The following is an 18,853-nucleotide window of genomic DNA, read 5'->3' as shown; positions in this document are numbered from 1 at the left end:
CAGGCAGAAGCGGAAAGAACCGCTAGCGCGACACGAAGCAGCTGCCGCCGGCGGCCTTGTAGCGCTCGCACAGGGCATTGGCGTCGGCGCGCGAGCCGGTGGGAATGCGGACGCGCCAGAAGGTGCCCTTCCCGGCAATCTCGGCCCTGACGATGTCGACGCCGCGGCCGTTCAGCACGGAGCCGAAGCGGCGCGACAGATCGGCATAGCTGGCGCGGGCGCCTTCGGGCGTCGGCTGCGAGGCGATCTGCATGGCCCATTCGCTGCTCTGGGCGGCGACGACCGGCGCCGGCTGGACGGCAGCGACCTGGGCGCCCGGCGCAGCGCCGCCGGCCGTGCCGACGATGTCGACCGGCTGATCGGACGGACGCGCCGGAGCGACGGGTCCGCGCACCGGTGTCGCCTGTTCGCGGGTGATCGTCGACGTCTCGACCCTGCGCACCGGCGGATCCTGCCTGGCGGGAGATTCGGCGGCAGGAGCGGGCGCTGTGGCGGCATCTCCGGCGGGCGCTGCCGTCGTGGCCGCAGGCGGCGCGGCCGGATCGGTTCGGATCGGCGCCTGGGCGAGCACAGCGGGCGTCTCCGCGGCGGCTGGCTCGGGGACGGCAGCCACGATCGCCGGCGCCTCGTCGGCCGGCTCCTCGCGCGGCACCATCGTCCCGTCGGGGCGCACGACCATGGTGCGGACGCGCCGCGGCGTCACAACCGCGATCTCGCCGGACAGAGCGGTCTCGCCGTCCTCGGCCTGCTCGACGCGATCCTCCGACTTCAGGGTGGCAGCATCGGGCCCCTGGCCGAAGGCCTCCGGCAGTTCGTCGGCCGAATCGGCCTCCGCGGGGTCGACCAGGGGAGTCGGCGCGGTGATCGGCACCGTGCGGACGGCCAGATTGACCGGCTCTTCCTGCGTGGAGAGGAGCTTTTCCTGCGACGGCTGCGCATCGCCGTCTCCGGCCGAGAAGCGCTCGTAGACCGCCTTGTCCTGATTGGGGACCGTCGCGCCGCCCGGCTGCTCCGGCTTGACCTTGACCGGCTCGGGGTCGGCGCGGACGAGCACCGGCGCGTCGTCGTCCCCGCTGCCGCCGAGCGACAGGGCGAAGGCGCCGATGCCACCCAGGATCGCGATGCCGGCAACCACGGCCGCGGCCACGAAGCCGCGGCGCCGCTGAACAGGGGGAACCTCCTGCGCGGAGGCCGGAACGGGATGGAACCCGGGATCGAAGCGGTCGTCCACCTCCATGCGATCGCTTTCGGGACGAATGCCGAGCCAGGCCGGAACGGCGTCGCGCCGCGCCATAACGTCCTTCTCGCTCTCGGCATCCGCCCAGGATCGCACCGCCTCGTCGAAAGCAGCGTCGAGGTCGTCGACCGAATCGAGTTCGTCACGAGCGGCATCCGGCTTGCGGGGCGACACCCGCGACCAGCCCTCGCCCACGGCGGCCGGCGCGGCAGCGGCCGCCATGGCGACGGCGGGACGGGTCTCCGCGCGATCCTCGAAACCGCCGCCGAAATCCGCATCGATGTCGTCGGGAGCGACCGCCTGAGGAATCTCGTCCTCGACGGCGAGTTCGGGAAGATCGATCTCGTCCGCCACGACGTAACGCGCCGTCGGCACCTCGACCGTGTCCACTTCGGGCATACCGCCGTCGTCGCCGGCACCCGCCGGCTCATCGGCGGCGTCGTCGCGCGCGGGGCCGGCTGTCGCGACCGGAGCGGCCTGGGGAAGCGGGACGGGGGCCGGCTGCGGGACGTCCGCTGCACCGGCTGCTCCGGCCTGGGCGGCCCTCGGTTCAGCCGGCGCCACGGTCGGTACGAACGGGGTGTCGGCTTCTTCTGCACGGGCGGGGCCCGACCGCAGCCCCTCGCCTTCGAGCTCGCTGCGCAGCAGGCTTTCCAGATCGAAATCGTCTCCGTAGCCGGCGAAATCCTCTTCGGCCGGGGCTTCCGGAGAGAGTGCGGGGATCCGGGCCATCGGCGGCAAGGCATCCGGTTCGGCGGCATCCTTGCGGAAGAAGAACTCGTCATCGAGATCGTCGCCCGAATCCGGCACGGCTGCAGCGCTGCGCTCGCTCGGGCGGCTCACCCAGGCCGATATGGCATCCCAGGTGGGGTCGGGCGCGGCAGCCGGCTCGGCCAGATCCTCCTCCGGCCGGTCCTCGGGGACCGCACGGGCAAGCGGCTCGGCGGCGGGCAGATCGAAATCGGACGGCGGCGCCTCGACCGGCTCCGGCTCCCGCGCAGCGATCGCCGCGGCGACGGGCGCCAACGCAGCCGGCATCGCGGCATCGCGCGGGGCCGCGGCAGGAGCGGCGCCCGGCACCGACTGCCAGTTGGTGCGGCGGGCGATGATGGAGGGGTTGGCGATGAAGGACTGGTTGTGCAGCCCTCCGTCCGGCGCGCTGCCCGGAGCGGGCCCCGGGCCCTGCCGCGGCTGCGCGGCGGGCGCTGCCGGACCGGCGGTCTCGACCTTCGGGGCTTCCGTCTTCGGTGCGGGGCGAGACTGGCCCGCCATGGCGACGAGTTCCGCGAAGGGATCGAAGATCTTGTCTTCGGGCGCGGCGACGGGCTCGGGCTCGACCCTCCGTGCCGACACGACGGGCTGTCCGGACGCGGCCGGCTGGACGGGAGCGGCCGGCTGGACGGGGGCGGGTCGAGGCGCGGAAGCGACTGGCTCCGGCGAGGGCACCTGCGACGACGCTGCGGCGGGTCGAAGCACGGGGATCGGCGAATTCGCCGGCCGCTCGGCCGACCGAACGGGCGATACCGGCCCGGCAGGCTGGTCGGGCATGCGGAAGGCGGGCGCTGCGGGCCGGCCGCCATCGGCAGGCGCGTCTGCCTGGCGACGATCGAGCCACATGCGGGAGAAGGCCGCGAGCCGCTCGAACGGGTCCTCCTCCGGCTTGTCGGCGGCAGGCGCGTCGACCGGTTCGGCCGCCTGCGGAGCCTTCCAGTCACTGCGCGGAGCGGACGGTTCCGCCTCCCTCGAAGCGCGGGGGGGCGGGGCGGCCTGCGTCACGGCCGGTCCAGCCGGGCCGGCGGCCGGCGAGGACGCCGGGGGAGCAAGGTCGCTGAAGGCAGCCTTCCAGCTGTCGTTCGACGGAACGGCGAAGCTGCGCGCGGACGCCGGCGCGGCGGTGCGGGCGGCCGCCGCTACCGGCGGACGGCTGTCGTTGGCGCCGAGATCACCGAGCAGTTCCCGCTCGAGATCGATCCCGAAATCGTCGGCGCCTGCGTCCCGCCGCGCGGCAGAGGGCGTGTTCATTCCCATGATGCGCGTCAGCTCGGCCAGCGGATCGCTTTCCACGCTTCCGCCCTGCGGCTGCACCTTGAGATGCTTCGGATCTGCCATACCTCGTCCCCGCAATCGCAGACGTCCGCGCGATGGTGTCGCGTCGAACTTTCGGTCGTTACCAGCGCAATGTGGGCGAAAGGTGGCGGGTTTTCGGGCTATTCAGCGCATTTCCTCTGGAGCATCCGCACCGAGGAGCCCGAGCCCCGACGTCAAGACGTCAAGTACGGCCCGCACCAGCCCTAGTCTGGCGTTGGTCGATACTGGATCGTTAACCTTAAGAAAACGTAAGTCGGGATCGTCGGTGCCGCGGTTCCACAGGGCGTGGAGGGCGCTCGCGACTTCGTAGAGGTAGAAGGCGATGCGGTGCGGCTCGTGCGCGGCTGCGGCTGCCTCGACGATGCGCGGGTATTCGGCGAGCTTGCGAACCATGGCGATCTCGGCGGCGTCGGCGAGCGCGCCCACCGCCGCCGACAGCGTCGCGCGGTCGAAAGCGGCACCCGGAAACTGCTCGGCGGCCTGACGGAACACGGAATGGCAGCGGGCGGACGCATACTGCACGTAGAAGACCGGGTTCTCCTTCGACTGCTCCGTGACCTTGGCGAAATCGAAATCCAGCGGCGCGTCGTTCTTGCGATAGAGCATCATGAAGCGGATCGGGTCACGGCCGACCTCGTCCACCACGTCGCGCAGCGTGACGAAATCGCCGGAGCGCTTCGACATCTTGACCGGCTCGCCGTCGCGATAGAGCCGCACGAGCTGGCACAGCAGGACTTCGACCTTCAGCGCGCCGCCCGACAGCGCCTTGGCCAGCGCCTCGAGCCGCTTGACGTAGCCGCCATGGTCGGCGCCGAGCACGAAGATCAGTTCCTCGAAGCCGCGCTCGTACTTGTCCTTCATGTAGGCGACGTCTGCGGCGAAATAGGTGAAGGCGCCGTCCGACTTGACCAGCGGGCGGTCGATGTCGTCGCCGACCTCGGTGGAGCGGAACAGCGTCTGCTCGCGGTCCTCCCAGTCCTCCGGCTTCTGCCCCTTCGGCGGCGGCAGCTTGCCCTTGTAGACGTGGCCGGACAGCGTCAGGTCGGTGATGGCGGAGCGGATCTTGCCGCCATTGCCGGCATGCAGGCTGCGCTCGGAGAAGAACACGTCGTGGCGCACGTTGAGGGCGGCGAGATCCTCGCGGATCATGTCCATCATCATGGCGATGGCAACGTCCTTGGCGATCTCCAGCGCCTTCGCGTCGGCCATGCCCAGCAGGCCCGAGCCGTACTCGGCCAGCAGCGCCTGGCCGACCGGCTTCAGGTAGTCGCCGGGATAGAGCCCGGCCGGGATTTCGCCGATGTTCTCGCCCAGTGCCTCGCGGTAGCGCAGCAGGACGGAGCGGCCGAGCACGTCGATCTGCGAGCCGGCGTCGTTGATGTAGTATTCCTTGACGACGTCGTAGCCGGCGAAGGCCATCAGGTTGGCCAGCGTGTCGCCGACGACCGCGCCGCGGCAATGGCCGACATGCATGGGACCGGTCGGGTTGGCCGAGACGTATTCGACGTTGACGCGGCGGCCGGCGCCGACGGTGGAACGGCCGTAGTCGGCGCCGGCGGCCAGGATGTCGCGCAGCCGCGCCTGCCAGAAGGCGTCGCTGAGGGCAAGGTTGATGAAGCCCGGGCCGGCGATGTCGACGCGCGAGACGTCGGGCTCGCCTCTGAGGCGTTCCGCGATCTGCTGGGCGAGCGCGCGCGGATTCTGGCCGACGGCCTTGGACAGCACCATCGCAGCGTTGGTGGCGAGGTCGCCATGGGCGGGATCGCGCGGCGGCTCGACGGTGACGCGCGCCAGCGACAGGTCCGAACCGTCGACGGGGGTCAGGCCGAGCGAAAGTATGGCCTTGCTGATCCGATCGTGGAAATCGGCGAAGATGTTCATCGGTCGTCTTCCGGTGCCTGGAGATGCCGGCGGGGCCGCGCCGTTTTCGGGCTTCGCCTAACCGATATCTGGCGTATGGTCAAACAGCCGCCGGTGCTCCTTCAGGGCGTAGGTGTCGGTCATGCCGGCGAGGAAATCGGCGACGTGGCGGGCCTTCACGGCATCGCCCGCCCGGGCCAGGATGCCACGCCAGCCTTCGGGCATCGCCTGCGGATCGGCGAAGTAGACGTCGAACAGGTCGGTGACGATGCGCTCGGCCCGCGCCCGCACAGCCATCACGTCGGGATGGCGGTAGAGATTGGCGTAGAGGAAGGACTTCAACTCCTTCTCCTTCACGCGCATGTCCTGCGAGAAGGCGGCGATGGCGCGCGGCGCGGCCCGGACCGCCTCGGGCGAGGAAGGATCGATTTCCGCCAGGCGGGCCTGTGCCTCCGCAATGACGTCCTCGACCATCCGGGTGATCTGGCGGCGCATCAGCTCATGGCCGGTGCGAACGGGGTCGAGCGCCGGATAACGGTCGCGCACGATGGCGAGGAGATCGGCCGTGAAGGCCGGTCCCTCCAGCATGTCGAGCGTCAGCAGGCCGGAGCGCAGCCCGTCGTCGATGTCGTGAGCGTCGTAGGCGATGTCGTCGGCGATCGCCGCCACCTGCGCCTCCAGCGAGGCGAAGCCGGCGAGGTCGAGCGGAAACAGCGCGTCGAAGTCGCGGATCGACTGCGGCAGCGGCGCCTTCAGCCCCTCCCCGTCCGGACCGACCAGCGGGCCGTTGTGCTTGACGAGGCCCTCCAGCGTCTCCCAGCACAGGTTCAGCCCGTCGAACTCGGCGTAGCGGCGCTCCAGCCGGGTGACGACCCGCAGCGCCTGGGCATTGTGGTCGAAGCCGCCGTAAGGCGCCATCTTCGCATGCAGCGCGTCCTCGCCGGTATGGCCGAAGGGCGTGTGGCCGAAATCGTGAACCAGCGCCACGGCCTCGGCCAGATCCTCGTCCAGGCGCAGCGCGCGGGCGAGTGCCCGGGCGATCTGCGCCACTTCGATGGAATGGGTCAGCCGGGTGCGGTAGTGGTCGGCCTCGTGGGCGAAGAAGACCTGCGTCTTGTGCTTCAGCCGGCGGAATGCGGTGGAATGGATGATGCGGTCGCGGTCGCGCTGGAACGGCGTGCGCGTCGGGCTTTCGGGCTCCGGATAGAAGCGCCCGCGCGTCGCGGCCGGATCGCAGGCATAGACGGCGCGCGGCCGGTAGCCATAGCCGATGTCGTCGCGTGGCCCTTCAGCGCTCATGCCCCTGCCGGTTGACTTGCCCCGATGCGCTTCATACCTATCGTCGTATCGCAAAAGCAAGGTGATGCCATGGGCAGCGACGCCAAGATTTCGATGAAGGGCGTGGAACTGACCGAGGCGGCCGCAAAGCGGATCGTCAGGATCGTGTCGGGCGAACCGGACAAGACGGCGCTGCGGGTCTCGGTGGAGGGCGGCGGCTGCTCGGGATTCTCCTACAAGTTCGACCTGACGGCCGAACGCAACGACGACGACGTCGCCATCGAGCGCGATGGCGCCACGGTGCTGATCGACGAGATGTCGCTGATCTACATGGGCGGCTCGGTGATCGACTTCGTCGACGATCTGATCGGCCAGTCCTTCCAGATCCGCAATCCGAATGCCGTCGCTTCCTGCGGCTGCGGGACGAGTTTCTCGGTCTGACACGTCCGGCCCGGCGTCTGACGTCCCCGCATGTCCGGACGCAGTCCCCGTCCCCGCTCGGGACGGGCCGCGTCGCCAAGGGGCTGGGCGGCAGCGTCCTGCGAAGCTTCTCCTCAACCTGCGGTATTTGAGCCAAGTCCCTGATATCTGTCCTGTTTTGGGACATTCTCGGTGCGCAAGACCGTGTTTTTGCGACTGGATTCCCAGCGCCGCATTCCGTATGGTTACCAGAGCGTAAACGGTAACGAGTGGTCCTGGCTGAGATCGCTTCGCGGGCGGGGATTTGGGGCGTGACGATCGGCGACGAGCGTCAAGGCGGAAGACGGCGGGCGGGCCTGAAGCGGCTCGGGGCCTGCGGCCTGTCGCTGTTGCTCGCCTTCGCCTGCGCCGTCCCCGCCAGCGCCCAGCCGGCCACCGCTGGGGCCGAAGACTTCATCAAGGTACGGCTCGAGCCGGGCGTCGGACTGCGGACTCTGTCGCAGCGCTATCTCGACAATCCCGATCTCTGGCCGATCATCCTCAGCGTCAACAATGTCAGCGACATCACCGAATTGGCCATCGGCCAGGAGCTTCTGCTTCCGGGCAACCAGAAGCGGCTGTCGGCGTCGGCGCTCGACGCCTCGCTGTCCGAGATCCAGCGCGCCAACGAATCGGGCGCACAGCTCTATGCGCCGATCCTGATCCGCAACGCGATCGAGTTTCGCGACGAGGCGACGGTGCGCGACCGCGAGGGCATCTATGTCGAGAGCATCGACCTGTCGTCGCGCGCCATCAACCGCGCCGAGGCGGCACGGCTGAAGAGCGAGGAGCAGCGCGACGTCGAGGCCGAGGCGCGGCTCAGCGACCGCCAGGGCTGGGTCGAGGGACAGAAGACGTCGGAGAACAGCTGGTCGGAGCGCGACCTCAACGCCATCCTCAACGAGCAGGAGAAGCTGCGCACGCTGTCGCGCTCGACCGCGCAGGTGGTGTTCCGCGACGCCAGCCGGCTGCGGCTCAACGCCAATTCGCAGGCCGTGATCCAGCGCATGCGGGTCGATCCGCTGAAGCGGCGCGAGGAGGCCAAGATCAGCCTGGTGGAAGGCGACTTCTACGCGCTGCTCGCCACGGAAAGCGACCGCAACCAGCTCCAGGTCGAACTGGAAAACGTCGACGCCAAGATCGATTCCGGCAGCTTCTGGGTCAGCCAGGACGCAGACGGCGCCAAGTTCTCGAACTACGACGTGCGGCCGGTGGCGATCACGGCGGGCGACGAGACGCTGGTGCTCGGGCGCAACGAGGGCACGGTGGTGCGGCCCGGCCAGAAGCCCGGCCGCAAGATCGGCATCCAGTCGCGAATCGCGCTGCAGACGCCGGCCGACGAGGCCGTGGTCTATGGCGGCAGCGTCGATCTCGGCTGGGACGCGGCCGAGACGAGCGGCGGCTACTGGATCGAAATCGCCCATGACGGCCGCTTCGACCGCATGGCGGACAGCCTGTGGGGCATCGAGACCAACCGGCTCGACGATCATCCGCTGCCGCCCGGCACCTATTTCTGGCGCGTCGCGGCGCTCGACGATTTCGGCCTGCCCGGCCAGATGAGCTCGGTGCGCAAGTTCGAGCTGCGCACCGACGACACCCCGCCGTTCCTGCAGATCAGGACGCCTGAACCGGGCGCGGTGCTGCGTGAGGCGGCGGTCACGATCTCGGGCGAGACCGAGGCGGGCGCCGCGGTGCTGATCGACGGGGCGGTGGCCGACATCGACCAGAGCGGCCGCTTCTACCTCACCATCGACGCGCGGGAAGGACTGAACGACGTCGCCGTGGTTGCCCGCGACACGGCCGGCAACGAGACCGAGCGGCGCATCGCCTTCGACTACGTCGCCGACCAGCGCGCCGACATCCTCTACGACCGTTCGCTGCCGCGCGACGCCGAGGGGCGGTTCCTCTCGGCCAACGAGGTGCTGTCGCTGGCCGGCACCGTCATCGGAGGCGCTCGCGTTTCCGTGTTCGGCGCGGCCGGCACGCCGCGTTCGGAGACGATCGCCGCCGCCGACGGCCGGTTCGCGCTCAATGTGCCCCTGTCGGCGCGCGGCGAAGACCTCGCGATCCGCGTCACGACCGTGTCGGGCTACGCCTATGAAGAGACCATCGCGGCGGCGATCCTCGACGAGGCGCCACGGCTGCGGCCGACGGAGCCCCTGCCCCAGGTCACGGCCAGCGCTCTTCTGCCGCTCGCCTTCGAGACCGACCCGGCCAACCGGGTTGCCGTCAACGGCACCCCCTTCGCCATGGCGGGCGGCGTCGCCAGCGGCGAGGTCGCGCTCGTGCAGGGCGCGAACACGATCGAGATCGTCGCCACCAACCCGGTCGGGCTGGTCACCATCGAGAAGCGCACCGTCGTCTACGACACGGAGCGGCCGGCGGTTACCGCGCAGGAGGTTTCCGTCGAGGATCGCGGCGAAACCGAGCTGTTCGAGATCCGCATCGGCGCCACCGATGCCTCCGGCCTCGCGCAGACCTCCCGCTATGCGGTGCGGTCGGGCACGGCCGAGAAGGACGGCGTGCTGCGCTACAACCGGGCGCGCAAGGTTTACCAGGGAACGGTCGAGCTGCCGCGCCGCGCCGCGGGCGACGTCGTCACCATCGTGGTCGAACTCGCCGACGTGGCCGGCAATGTCAGCCAGGTGGAGCTGGTGCGATGAGCGCGGCACGCCTGTCCGCGCTCCGCCTTCGCCGATCGCTCGCCGGTGCCGCAATCGCAGTGCTGCTGCTGGCTCCCGCGGCCGGCCGGGCCGAGGAACCCTTCGAGCCGCATCTCGTCGTGTTCGGGCCGCTGGCACGGGTCAACGAGGGCGACCATGACTTCCGCCAGGTGGTGCGGGTGATGGTGCCGGCCGATGCCGGTCGCATCCATCTGCGGGTGTTCGATCCCGACACCGGCGGCGCCTTCGACGAGGCCAAGGGCGGTTATGATTCGGCGATTCGATTCAGCCTGTTCGGCGCGGGCGCTCGCGCGGTGATTCAACGCGACGGCGACGGCGTTCCGCAGGAACGCGTCGAGGGAACGCCGCTCGGCACCATCGACTTCGGCACGGATGCCACCGCCGACGGGCGCTGGGCGACGCTGTTTTCGGCCGAGGCCTCGTCCGGGATCGAGGCCGCCGGCGGGCGCGAGTTCATGCTCGTCGTCGAGGGCCTGTCGGGCAATGACGGCAACGTCTTCGACGTGGCGGTGAGTTCGTCGGACGCGCGGAACGAGGCCATCGACGGCGCGCGGCTGTCGACGCTGATCCCGACGATCCAGGTGCCGGCCGGCCGCGACCTTGGCGAGATGCGGTTCACGGTTCCGGCCGATGCCACGGCGGTGCGGGTCGAGAATTTCGACGCGGCCGGCGGGCGCATCACCTATGGCGGGCCGTTCCGCAGCCGGGTGCTGGCCGCCTCCGGCAAGAACGAATGGCGCGGCTCCGACGTCACCCTCGACGCCGACGAGCCCGGCGGACCGGGCTCGGTGACCGCCACCAACGGCTCCGAGACGCCGAACGACATGACGCTGTTCGTCACCGCGCTGGATGCGGCAGGAGCCGAACGGCCGCTCGCCGTCGAACTGCCGATCCGCGCCGTGGCGCCGAACCGGCGGCCCGTGCTTTCGCTGTCGGTCGAGCCGCTGGCCTGCCGCGAGATCCGCTTCTCGGCCGCGGGCTCGGCCGACCCCGACGGCGGGGCGCTGACCTATCGCTGGAAGCTCGGTGCCGACGCTGACTGGGTGACGGGCGAGACGGTGACGCAGGGCTTCGCCGAATACGGCGTTCAGGCCGGACGGCTGGAAGGCTTCGACGCGTCGGGCCAGGTGGCGAGCGGTGCGGCCCGGGAATTCTCGTTCTTCGTCAAGCCGCCGCCGGTGGCCGTGTTCGAGGCGCCGGGGCTGGTGGCGCAGGGGGCGGAGGTGGCCTTCGACGGCAGCGGCTCGTCGAACCCGGCGCTGCCCGAAGGCACCGAGATCGCGCGCTACCGCTGGGACTTCGGCGACGGCACGGTGCTGGTGCAGGAGGCGGGCGAGCCCGGATTCGGCCGGCCGGTGCACCGCTACGACCGCTTCGGCAGCTTCACGGTGACGCTGACGGTGACGGACTCCTCCGGCAACCCGTGCAACGAGGCGGTCGCGACGCGGATGATCTCCGTCAACGCACCCCCGGTCGCCAATGCCGGCGGCGACAGGCGGCTGACGGTGGGCGAAACTCACCGTTTCGACGCCGCGCTGTCGCGCGACCCCGACGGCCGGATCGTCTCCACCCTCTGGGACTTCGGCGACGGCACACGGGCAAGCGGGACCGTGGTGCCGCATGCCTTCCACCGCCCGGGCATCTACCGCGTCAGCCTGACCGTGCTCGACGATACCGCCTTCGACAGCGCCAAGGGCGTCGACGTGATCGAGGTGCATGTCGAGGAGCGGGCGAACCAGCGCCCCGTGGCCGAGGCCGGCGGCGACCGGACCGTCCGGGCCGGCGAGGCCGTGCGCATGGACGGGGGCGGCTCGACCGATCCGGACGGCCGCATCCTGTTCTATTCCTGGGATTTCGGCGACGGCAGCGGCGGCGACTTGCCCGCGATGGAGCATGCCTGGTGGCAGCCCGGCACCTATGCCGCGACGCTGACGGTGCGCGACGACGGGCCGGGCGGCGGCGAACGGGCGGTGGACACGGCGAAGATCACCGTGCTGCCGGCCGAAAACCGGCCGCCCGTGGCGACGTTCCCGCGCGAATTCGCCGCCACGACGTGGCAGGCGCTCAGGCTCGACGCCTCGGCGGCGAGCGACCGCGACGGCTCGATCATCGCCCATCGATGGGATTTCGGCGACGGCGCGACCGGGCTCGGCCCCGTCATCGAGCACATGTACCGCAAGCCGGGCTTCTACGAGGCCCGGCTCGACCTCGTCGACAACGGCCTGCCGGAGCCGGCGGTCGTGTCCTTCCCCTTCACGGTGATCGTGGCCGACCGGCCGAACCTGCCGCCGGTCGCGGCCGCCGGTCCCGACATGGCGGCGGTAGCGGGCGCGGAGATCGCCTTCGACGCCTCGGCCTCGCGCGATCCCGACGGCTCGATCCTGACGCACAGCTGGGATTTCGGCGACGGCAACACGGCGTCCGGCATCCGCGCGCGGCACGTCTACCAGTTTCCCGGCGTCTATACGCTGACGCTCGCCGTCGCGGATGACGGGCCGCACGACAGGCTGACGGCGACCGACAGCGTCACGGTGACGGTCGCCCCTGCCCCGAACCAGCCCCCGGTGGCGCGGGCCGGCACCGACCGGATGGTGGCCACGGGCGAGATCATCGAACTCGAAGGACGGGATTCGTCCGACCCGGACGGCAACGTGCTCGCCTGGCGCTGGAGCTTCGGCGACGGCGGCGCCTCGCCCGACGCCGCACCCCGCCACGCCTTCCACGACCCGGGCGTCTACACCGTCGAGTTGACGGTGACCGACGATGGCGAGCCGGCCATGACCTCGAGCGACACGATCACCGTGACGGTGACCACGGCCGAAGCGCGCGGGGGGCAGGACTGATGCGCGCCCTCCTCGCCAGGCTGCTTGCCACCCGCGCCGGACGCAACGCCGCGCTGCTGGCCGCCGGCATGGGCTCGGTGCTGGCGCCGGTGGGTCTCTACGTGAACGCGGACGCCATCGCCGACGCGATGCCCCGGCTCACGGCCTTCGCGATGATGCGCGACGAGCCGGCCGAGCCGCATCTCGTCGTCTTCGGACCGCTGGCACGGGTCAACGAGGGCGATCACGACTTCCGCCAGGTGGTGCGGGTGCTGGTGCCGGCCGATGCCGGTCGCGTCCATCTGCGGGTGTTCGATCCCGACACCGGCGGCGCCTTCGACGAGGCCAAGGGCGGCTATGATTCGGCGATTCGATTCAGCCTGTTCGGCGCGGGCGCTCGCGCGGTGATTCAACGCGACGGCGACGGCGTTCCGCAGGAGCGCATCGAGGGAACGCCGCTCGGCACCATCGACTTCGGCACGGATGCCGCCGCCGACGGACGCTGGACGACGCTGTTTTCGGCCGAGGCCTCGTCCGGGATCGAGATCGCCGGCGGGCGCGAGTTCATGCTCGTCGTCGAGGGCCTGTCGGGCAATGACGGCAACGTCTTCGACGTGGCGGCGAGTTCGTCGGACGCGCGGAACGAGGCCATCGCCGGCGCGCGGCTGTCGACACTGATCCCGACCATCCAGGTGCCGGCCGGCCGCGACCTCGGCGAGATGCGGTTTGTGGTTCCGGCCGATGCCACGGCGGTGCGGGTCGAGAATTTCGACGCGGCCGGCGGGCGCATCACCTATGGCGGGCCGTTCCGCAGCCGGGTGCTGGCCGCCTCCGGCAAGAACGAATGGCGCGGCTCCGACGTCGAACTCGACGCCGACGAGCCCGGCGGACCGGGCTCGGTGACCGCCACCAACGGCTCCGAGACGCCGAACGACATGACGCTGTTCGTCACCGCGCTGGATGCGGCCGGCACCGAGCGGCCGCTCGCCGTCGAACTGCCGATCCGTGCCGTGCCGCCGAACCGGCGGCCCGTGCTTTCGCTGTCGGTCGAGCCGCTCGCCTGCCGCGAGATCCGCTTCTCGGCCGCAGGCTCGGCCGACCCCGACGGCGGGGCGCTGACCTATCGCTGGAAGCTCGGTGCCGACGCTGGCTGGGTGACGGGCGAGACGGTGACGCAGAATTTCCCCGAGTATGGCGTTCAGGACGGACGGCTGGAAGGCTTCGACGCGTCGGGCCAGGTGGCGAGCGGTGCGGCCCGGGCGTTCTCGTTCTTCGTCAAGCCGCCGCCGTTTGCCGTGTTCGAGGCGCCGGGGCTGGTGGCGCAGGGGGCGGAGGTGGCCTTCGACGGCCGCGGCTCGTCGAGCCCGGCCCTGCCCGAAGGCACCGAGATCGCGCGCTACCGCTGGGATTTCGGCGACGGCACGGTGCTGGTGCAGGAGGCGGGCGAGCCCGGATTCGGCCGGCCGGTGCACCGCTACGACCGCTTCGGCAGCTTCACGGTGACGCTGACGGTGACGGACTCCTCCGGCAACCCGTGCAACGAGGCGGTCGCGACGCGGATGATCTCCGTCAATGCGCCGCCGGTCGCCAATGCCGGCGGCGACAGGCGCATCGCGTTCGGCGAAGAGATCGCCTTCGACGCCGGCAGCCCGCAAGGGGCGGACGGCGACACGCACGCATTCACCTGGGATTTCGGCGACGGGACGACGGCTGCAGGCGCGGCGGTCGCGCATCGCTATGCGCGGCCCGGCACCTATGCCGTGTCGCTGACGGTCGACGACGGCCGTGGCGCGGCCAACAGCGTCGCCCGCGCGGCGGCGGGCGTCTTCGTCAACGCCGCGCCCGACGCCACGGCGGCCAGGACGCCGGACCGGCTGGTTGCCGGCGCGCCCGGGCTGTTCGACGCCTCGGCGGCGACCGACCCGGACGGGCGGATCATCGCCACCGAATGGCGCTTCAGCGACGGCACGACCTCCGACAAGCCGGTGATACGGCGCAGCTTTTCGGCGCCGGGGACCTATGGTGTGACGTTGACCGTCACCGATGATTCGCGGCTGGCGAACGGCACGACGACGATCGAGCGCAGCTTCACCGTGGTCGATTCGGGCAATGATGCGCCCATCCCCGACGCGGGCGGCGACCGCGAGGCGGTCGCGGGCGCGGTGGTGCGCTTCGACGGCTCGGGCTCCCGCGATCCGGACGGCTCGATCCTCGCCTATCGCTGGGATTTCGGTGACGGCGCGACGGCGGAAGGGCTCGCCGTCGACCATGTCTACCACGTCGCCGGCACCTATCGCGCGACGCTGACGGTGGAAGACGATTCCGGCCGCGAGAACGCCGTGGCCAGCACGGGTTTCGACGTCATCGTCGACAATCGGCAGAACCTGTCGCCGCAGGTGCGCGTCGGCGGCGACCGCGCCGCCTTCGTCAACGAGATCATCCCCTTCGACGCGACCGGCACGACCGACCCGGACGGCAATGTGGTGGCCGTGGAGTGGGACTTCGGCGACGGGGCGAAGGCCTCCGGCTTCGAGGCCAGGCACGCCTATGCGCGGCCGGGCGCCTATGAGGTGCACGTGCTGGTGCGCGACGATTCCGGGCGGCGCGGCTCGGAGGCCGAGGCGCGCTTCACCGTCACCGTCACGCATCCCTACAACGAACCGCCGGACGGGGCGGTGGCGCCCGAACTCACGCTGCAGACCGGCGTGCCGCATCTGTTCGATGCGCGCGGGGCCGCCGATCCGGACGGTCGCGTCACACGGAACGAATGGAGCTTCGGTGACGGCACGGTGTCGACGGAAGCGGCGATCGCGCATGCCTATGCCGCGCCGGGCACCTATTTCGGCAAGCTGACGCTGGTGGACGATTCGGGCCTCGACAGCGGCGTCACCGAAAAGAAGTTCGTCGCCTTCGTGGAGGAGCGGCGCAACGCGCAGCCGGTGGCAGAGGCCGGGCCCGACGTGGCGGCGATCGTCGGCCAGCGCATCGATGTCGACGGCGGCGGGTCGACCGACACCGATTCGAATCTCGTCGGCTACCTCTGGGACTTCGGCAATGGCAGGCGGGCGGAGGGACAGAAACGCTCGATCGTCTACGACCGGCCGGGGACCTATACGGTGACGCTGACCGTCACCGACGGTTCCGGCCAGGACAATGCGAGCGCGTCGGACACGCTCACCGTCACCGTGGCCGACCGGCCGAACCTTGCGCCCGTGGCGCGGGTGGAGCCGGACCGGCCGGCCGCGATCGACGAGCCGATCGCGTTTTCCGGCGCCGCGTCGGAGGATCCGGACGGCAACATCCTCGCCTATGACTGGGACTTCGGCGACGGCACCACCGCAGGCGGTCGCGACGTCGTGCACCGCTATGCGCGCCCGGGGCTCTATGTCGCGCGGCTGACCGTCACCGACGATTCGGGCCTCGCCAACGACCGGGCGAGCGCGGAGCGGCGCATCCTGGTGAACCAGCCGCCGGTGGCCGACGCCGGACCCGACCAGCACGTCACGGCCTCGGTGGTCGATTTCGACGCGGGCGGCTCCACCGACGGCGACGGCACGATCGCGACCTATCGCTGGGATTTCGGCGACGGAGAGAGCGGCGACGGCCGGACGATCGCCCATACCTATCGCAGCCCCGGGACCTACACCGTGACACTGTCGGTCGCGGATGATTCCGGCACGATCCGCAACGGCGCGACCGATACCATGGCGGTCCGGGTCAACGCGCTGCCGGTCGCCGATGCCGGCTTCGACATGGTCGCCGCCCCCGGCGAGACGCTTTCCTTCGACGGCCGCCGCTCGGAAGACCCGGACGGGAGGATTACCCGCCACGCCTGGAACTTCCGCGACGGCACAACGGCCGAGGGCGAGGTGGTGGAACACGCTTTCGCGCGACCCGGCACCTACACGGTCGAACTCACGGTGGACGACGACAGCGGCCACCCGAACGCCAGCGATTTCTCGCAGATCCGCGTCACCGTGAACGAGGCGCCGGTGGCGCAGGCCGGTCCCAATCTCGTGGTGGCGCCGGGCGAGCCGTTCCGGCTGTCGGGCGACCGGTCGAGCGACCGGGACGGCACCGTCACGGCCTGGCGGTGGGACGTCAACGAGACCGGTACGGTGCTGGACGGCGCCAACGTGGAGCACCGCTTCGACGCGCCTGGCGTCTACACGGTGACGCTGACGGTGACCGACGATTCCAGCGCCGCCAACCGCACCGCCCAGGACGAGATGACGGTGTTCGTCAACCACCAGCCGGTGGCGGAAGCCGGCCGCGACGTGTTCTCGGAGGCGCTGCGCATCGTCTTCGACGCCACCGCCTCGGCCGACGCCGACAATGACGGGCTGGCCTATCTGTGGGATCTCGGCGACGGCAACACGGCGATCGGACCGGTGGTGGAGCACACCTACCAGACCGGCGGCGTCTATCCGGTGCTGCTGACCGTGGACGACGGGAAGGGCTTGTCCAACTCGCAGAACCGCGATGCGATGACGGTGCGCATCAACCGCGCGCCGCTGGCCATCGCCGGCGACAACCGCCAGGCCTGCGTGGGCGACGTCGTCGTGTTCGACGGCTCCTCGTCGAGCGACCCCGACCAGGGGCTGCTGCGCTATGCCTGGGATTTCGGCGACGGGGCGGCCTCCGACATCATCAACCCGACCAAGACCTTCGAGACGCCCGGGACCTTCGGCGTGCGCCTGACGGTCACGGACGAATCAGGGCTCGCCAACGGCACCCATTCGGCCGAGACGCTGGTGACCGTGCTGCCCGCGCCGGTGGCCAATGCGGGCGAGGACCGGCAGATCTGCGCCAACACCACCGTGCGCTTCGACGGCCGCCGCTCGACCGACATCGACGGCGTCGTCAACCGCTTCTCGTGGGATTTCGGCGACGGCTCCAGCGGCGGCGGCGACCAGCCCGAACACGCCTACACCGACGCCGGCAACTACCGGGTGACGCTGCAGATCGAGGGCGACAATCTCGGCCTCTGCTCGCCGGTGTCGAGCGACGACCTGCTGGTGACCGTGCTGCCGGCGCCGCGCGCGGTGATCGGTGCGGTCCGCGCGGCGGCCGTGGGCGAGGAGGTCGTGTTCGACGGCACCGCCTCCTATCTCGACGGCGGCAGCGTCACCGGCCACGCCTGGGACTTCGGCGACGGCACGACCGGCACCGGGGCGGTGGTGAAGCATGCCTTCGACCGGCCGGGCACCTACCGCGTGCAGCTGAAGGCGCTGTCGGGACAGGACAGCCAGGGCTGTTCCAGCGCCGATACGATCCACGTCATCACGATCAATGCCGCCCCGGTGGCCAGGGTGGCGGGAAACGCGGCCGTGGAGGTGGACCAGCCACTCGAGCTTTCGGCTGCCGGCTCGGTCGACCCGGACGGCGGCATCGCCGCCTACCGCTGGGACTTCGGCGACGGCGGCACGGCGACGGGCGTCGAGGTGCGGCACATCTGGCGCTCGCCGGGCACCTTCCCGGTGACGCTGACGGTGAGCGACGGTACCGGGCTGATCAATGCCGAGAACGCGACGACGTTCGACGTGACCGTGGCCGACGCGCCGCGCACCGCGATCGAGACGGCCGATGCCGCCTGTGCCGGCGAGCGCATCGCCTTTGGCCTCTCCAACCTGCCAGGCCTTGCCGACCCCGGCGCGCTGGTGTGGAGCTTCGGCGACGGCAGCAATGCGACCGGGCCGGCCGCCGTGCACGTCTTCGCGCAGCCGGGCACCTATTCGGTTTCGGTGAAGGGCCCGATCGACCGCGCCGGCGAGGTGCTGCTGACGCCAGTGGCGCGGCTGGTGAAGGTGAACCGGCCGCCGGCCGCCATCATCGAGGCGGAGCGCAAGACCTGCCCCGGTCAGACGGTCCGCTTCGACGCGTCGCGCTCCTTCGACGCGGACGGCGCGATCGCCAGCTACGACTGGGACTTCGGCGACGGGCACCTGGCGACGGGACCGCAGGTCACTCACACCTTCGACAGGCCGGGCACCTATGCGGTGCGCCTGAAGGCCACCGACATGTCGGGCTCTGCCTGCGCGTCGACTGTCGAGACGCTGGAGGTCTTCGTCAACGCGCCGCCGGTGGCCGATGCCGGGCCGGACGTCGACCTTTTCGTCGGCGGCGCGCTCGACAGCCATGTGCTCGACGCCAGCGGCTCGCGCGATGCCGACGGCGACGCGCTCGACCACTACTGGACGCTGTCGAACGGCTTCGAGGCCGACGGCGAGAAGACGCGCGTGGAGATCACGCAGCCGGGCGACATCGCCGTCGAACTGACGACGTCGGACCCGCACGGGCTGGACTGCAGCGTGTCGACCGACAGGATCACCATCCGCGCGCGGTCGCGATCGCAGACTCTGCTGCTTCCCGAAACCGGTGATTCGGGTCTAAACTGATCCCTCGCCTGATGGGTGGGGACCCGG

At 70.7% G+C, this 18,853-nt stretch carries 7 protein-coding genes; 4 read left to right on the top strand and 3 right to left on the bottom strand.

Features of this window, described 5'->3' with window-relative positions; all coding sequences use genetic code 11:
* Positions 1–22: 22 nt before the first annotated feature.
* The 3 genes from IAI54_RS03825 to IAI54_RS03815 form a co-directional block, all read right to left on the bottom strand.
* Positions 23–3,346, bottom strand: a complete 3,324-nt coding sequence (locus IAI54_RS03825; protein ID WP_187971095.1) for an SPOR domain-containing protein — start codon at positions 3,344–3,346, stop codon at positions 23–25.
* Positions 3,347–3,448: 102 nt separating this feature from the next.
* Positions 3,449–5,206 carry an arginine--tRNA ligase gene (gene argS / locus IAI54_RS03820; RefSeq protein ID WP_187971094.1) on the bottom strand — a complete coding sequence of 586 codons (1,758 nt, stop codon included), beginning with the start codon at positions 5,204–5,206 and terminating at the stop codon, positions 3,449–3,451.
* A gap of 57 nt (positions 5,207–5,263) precedes the next feature.
* Positions 5,264–6,484: a deoxyguanosinetriphosphate triphosphohydrolase gene (locus tag IAI54_RS03815; RefSeq protein ID WP_187971093.1), complete on the bottom strand. Its 1,221-nt coding sequence runs from the start codon at positions 6,482–6,484 to the stop codon at positions 5,264–5,266.
* A 69-nt stretch (positions 6,485–6,553) separates the two neighbouring features.
* Here IAI54_RS03815 and erpA point away from each other — a divergent pair, with 69 nt between their 5' ends.
* From erpA to IAI54_RS03795, 4 genes are all read left to right on the top strand, one after another.
* A complete protein-coding gene (gene erpA, locus IAI54_RS03810; protein WP_187971092.1) occupies positions 6,554–6,904 on the top strand; it encodes an iron-sulfur cluster insertion protein ErpA in 351 nt (116 codons plus the stop codon).
* Positions 6,905–7,194: 290 nt separating this feature from the next.
* Entirely contained in the window at positions 7,195–9,585 is a 2,391-nt protein-coding gene (locus tag IAI54_RS03805; RefSeq protein ID WP_187971091.1) for a FecR domain-containing protein, read from the top strand.
* Positions 9,582–12,449 (top strand): PKD domain-containing protein, encoded by a 2,868-nt coding sequence (locus IAI54_RS03800; protein WP_187971090.1) that lies wholly within the window; start codon positions 9,582–9,584, stop codon positions 12,447–12,449. The genes IAI54_RS03805 and IAI54_RS03800 overlap by 4 nt, the downstream gene beginning before the upstream one ends.
* Positions 12,449–18,826, top strand: coding sequence for a PKD domain-containing protein (locus tag IAI54_RS03795; protein WP_187971089.1), 6,378 nt, complete (start codon positions 12,449–12,451; stop codon positions 18,824–18,826). Before IAI54_RS03800 ends, IAI54_RS03795 begins: the two co-directional genes overlap by 1 nt.
* Positions 18,827–18,853 lie beyond the last annotated feature (27 nt).

This window comes from Aquibium microcysteis (assembly GCF_014495845.1).
Lineage (GTDB): Bacteria > Pseudomonadota > Alphaproteobacteria > Rhizobiales > Rhizobiaceae > Aquibium > Aquibium microcysteis.
This window is presented reverse-complemented; position numbering and strand designations above follow the sequence as displayed.

Coding starts and splice junctions, on each gene's coding strand:
- IAI54_RS03795 (WP_187971089.1), top strand. CDS start 12,449: ATGCGCGCCCTCCTCGCCAGGCTGCTTGCCACCCGCGCCGGACGCAAC.
- erpA (WP_187971092.1), top strand. CDS start 6,554: ATGGGCAGCGACGCCAAGATTTCGATGAAGGGCGTGGAACTGACCGAG.
- IAI54_RS03815 (WP_187971093.1), bottom strand. CDS start 6,484: ATGAGCGCTGAAGGGCCACGCGACGACATCGGCTATGGCTACCGGCCG.
- IAI54_RS03800 (WP_187971090.1), top strand. CDS start 9,582: ATGAGCGCGGCACGCCTGTCCGCGCTCCGCCTTCGCCGATCGCTCGCC.
- IAI54_RS03825 (WP_187971095.1), bottom strand. CDS start 3,346: ATGGCAGATCCGAAGCATCTCAAGGTGCAGCCGCAGGGCGGAAGCGTG.
- argS (WP_187971094.1), bottom strand. CDS start 5,206: ATGAACATCTTCGCCGATTTCCACGATCGGATCAGCAAGGCCATACTT.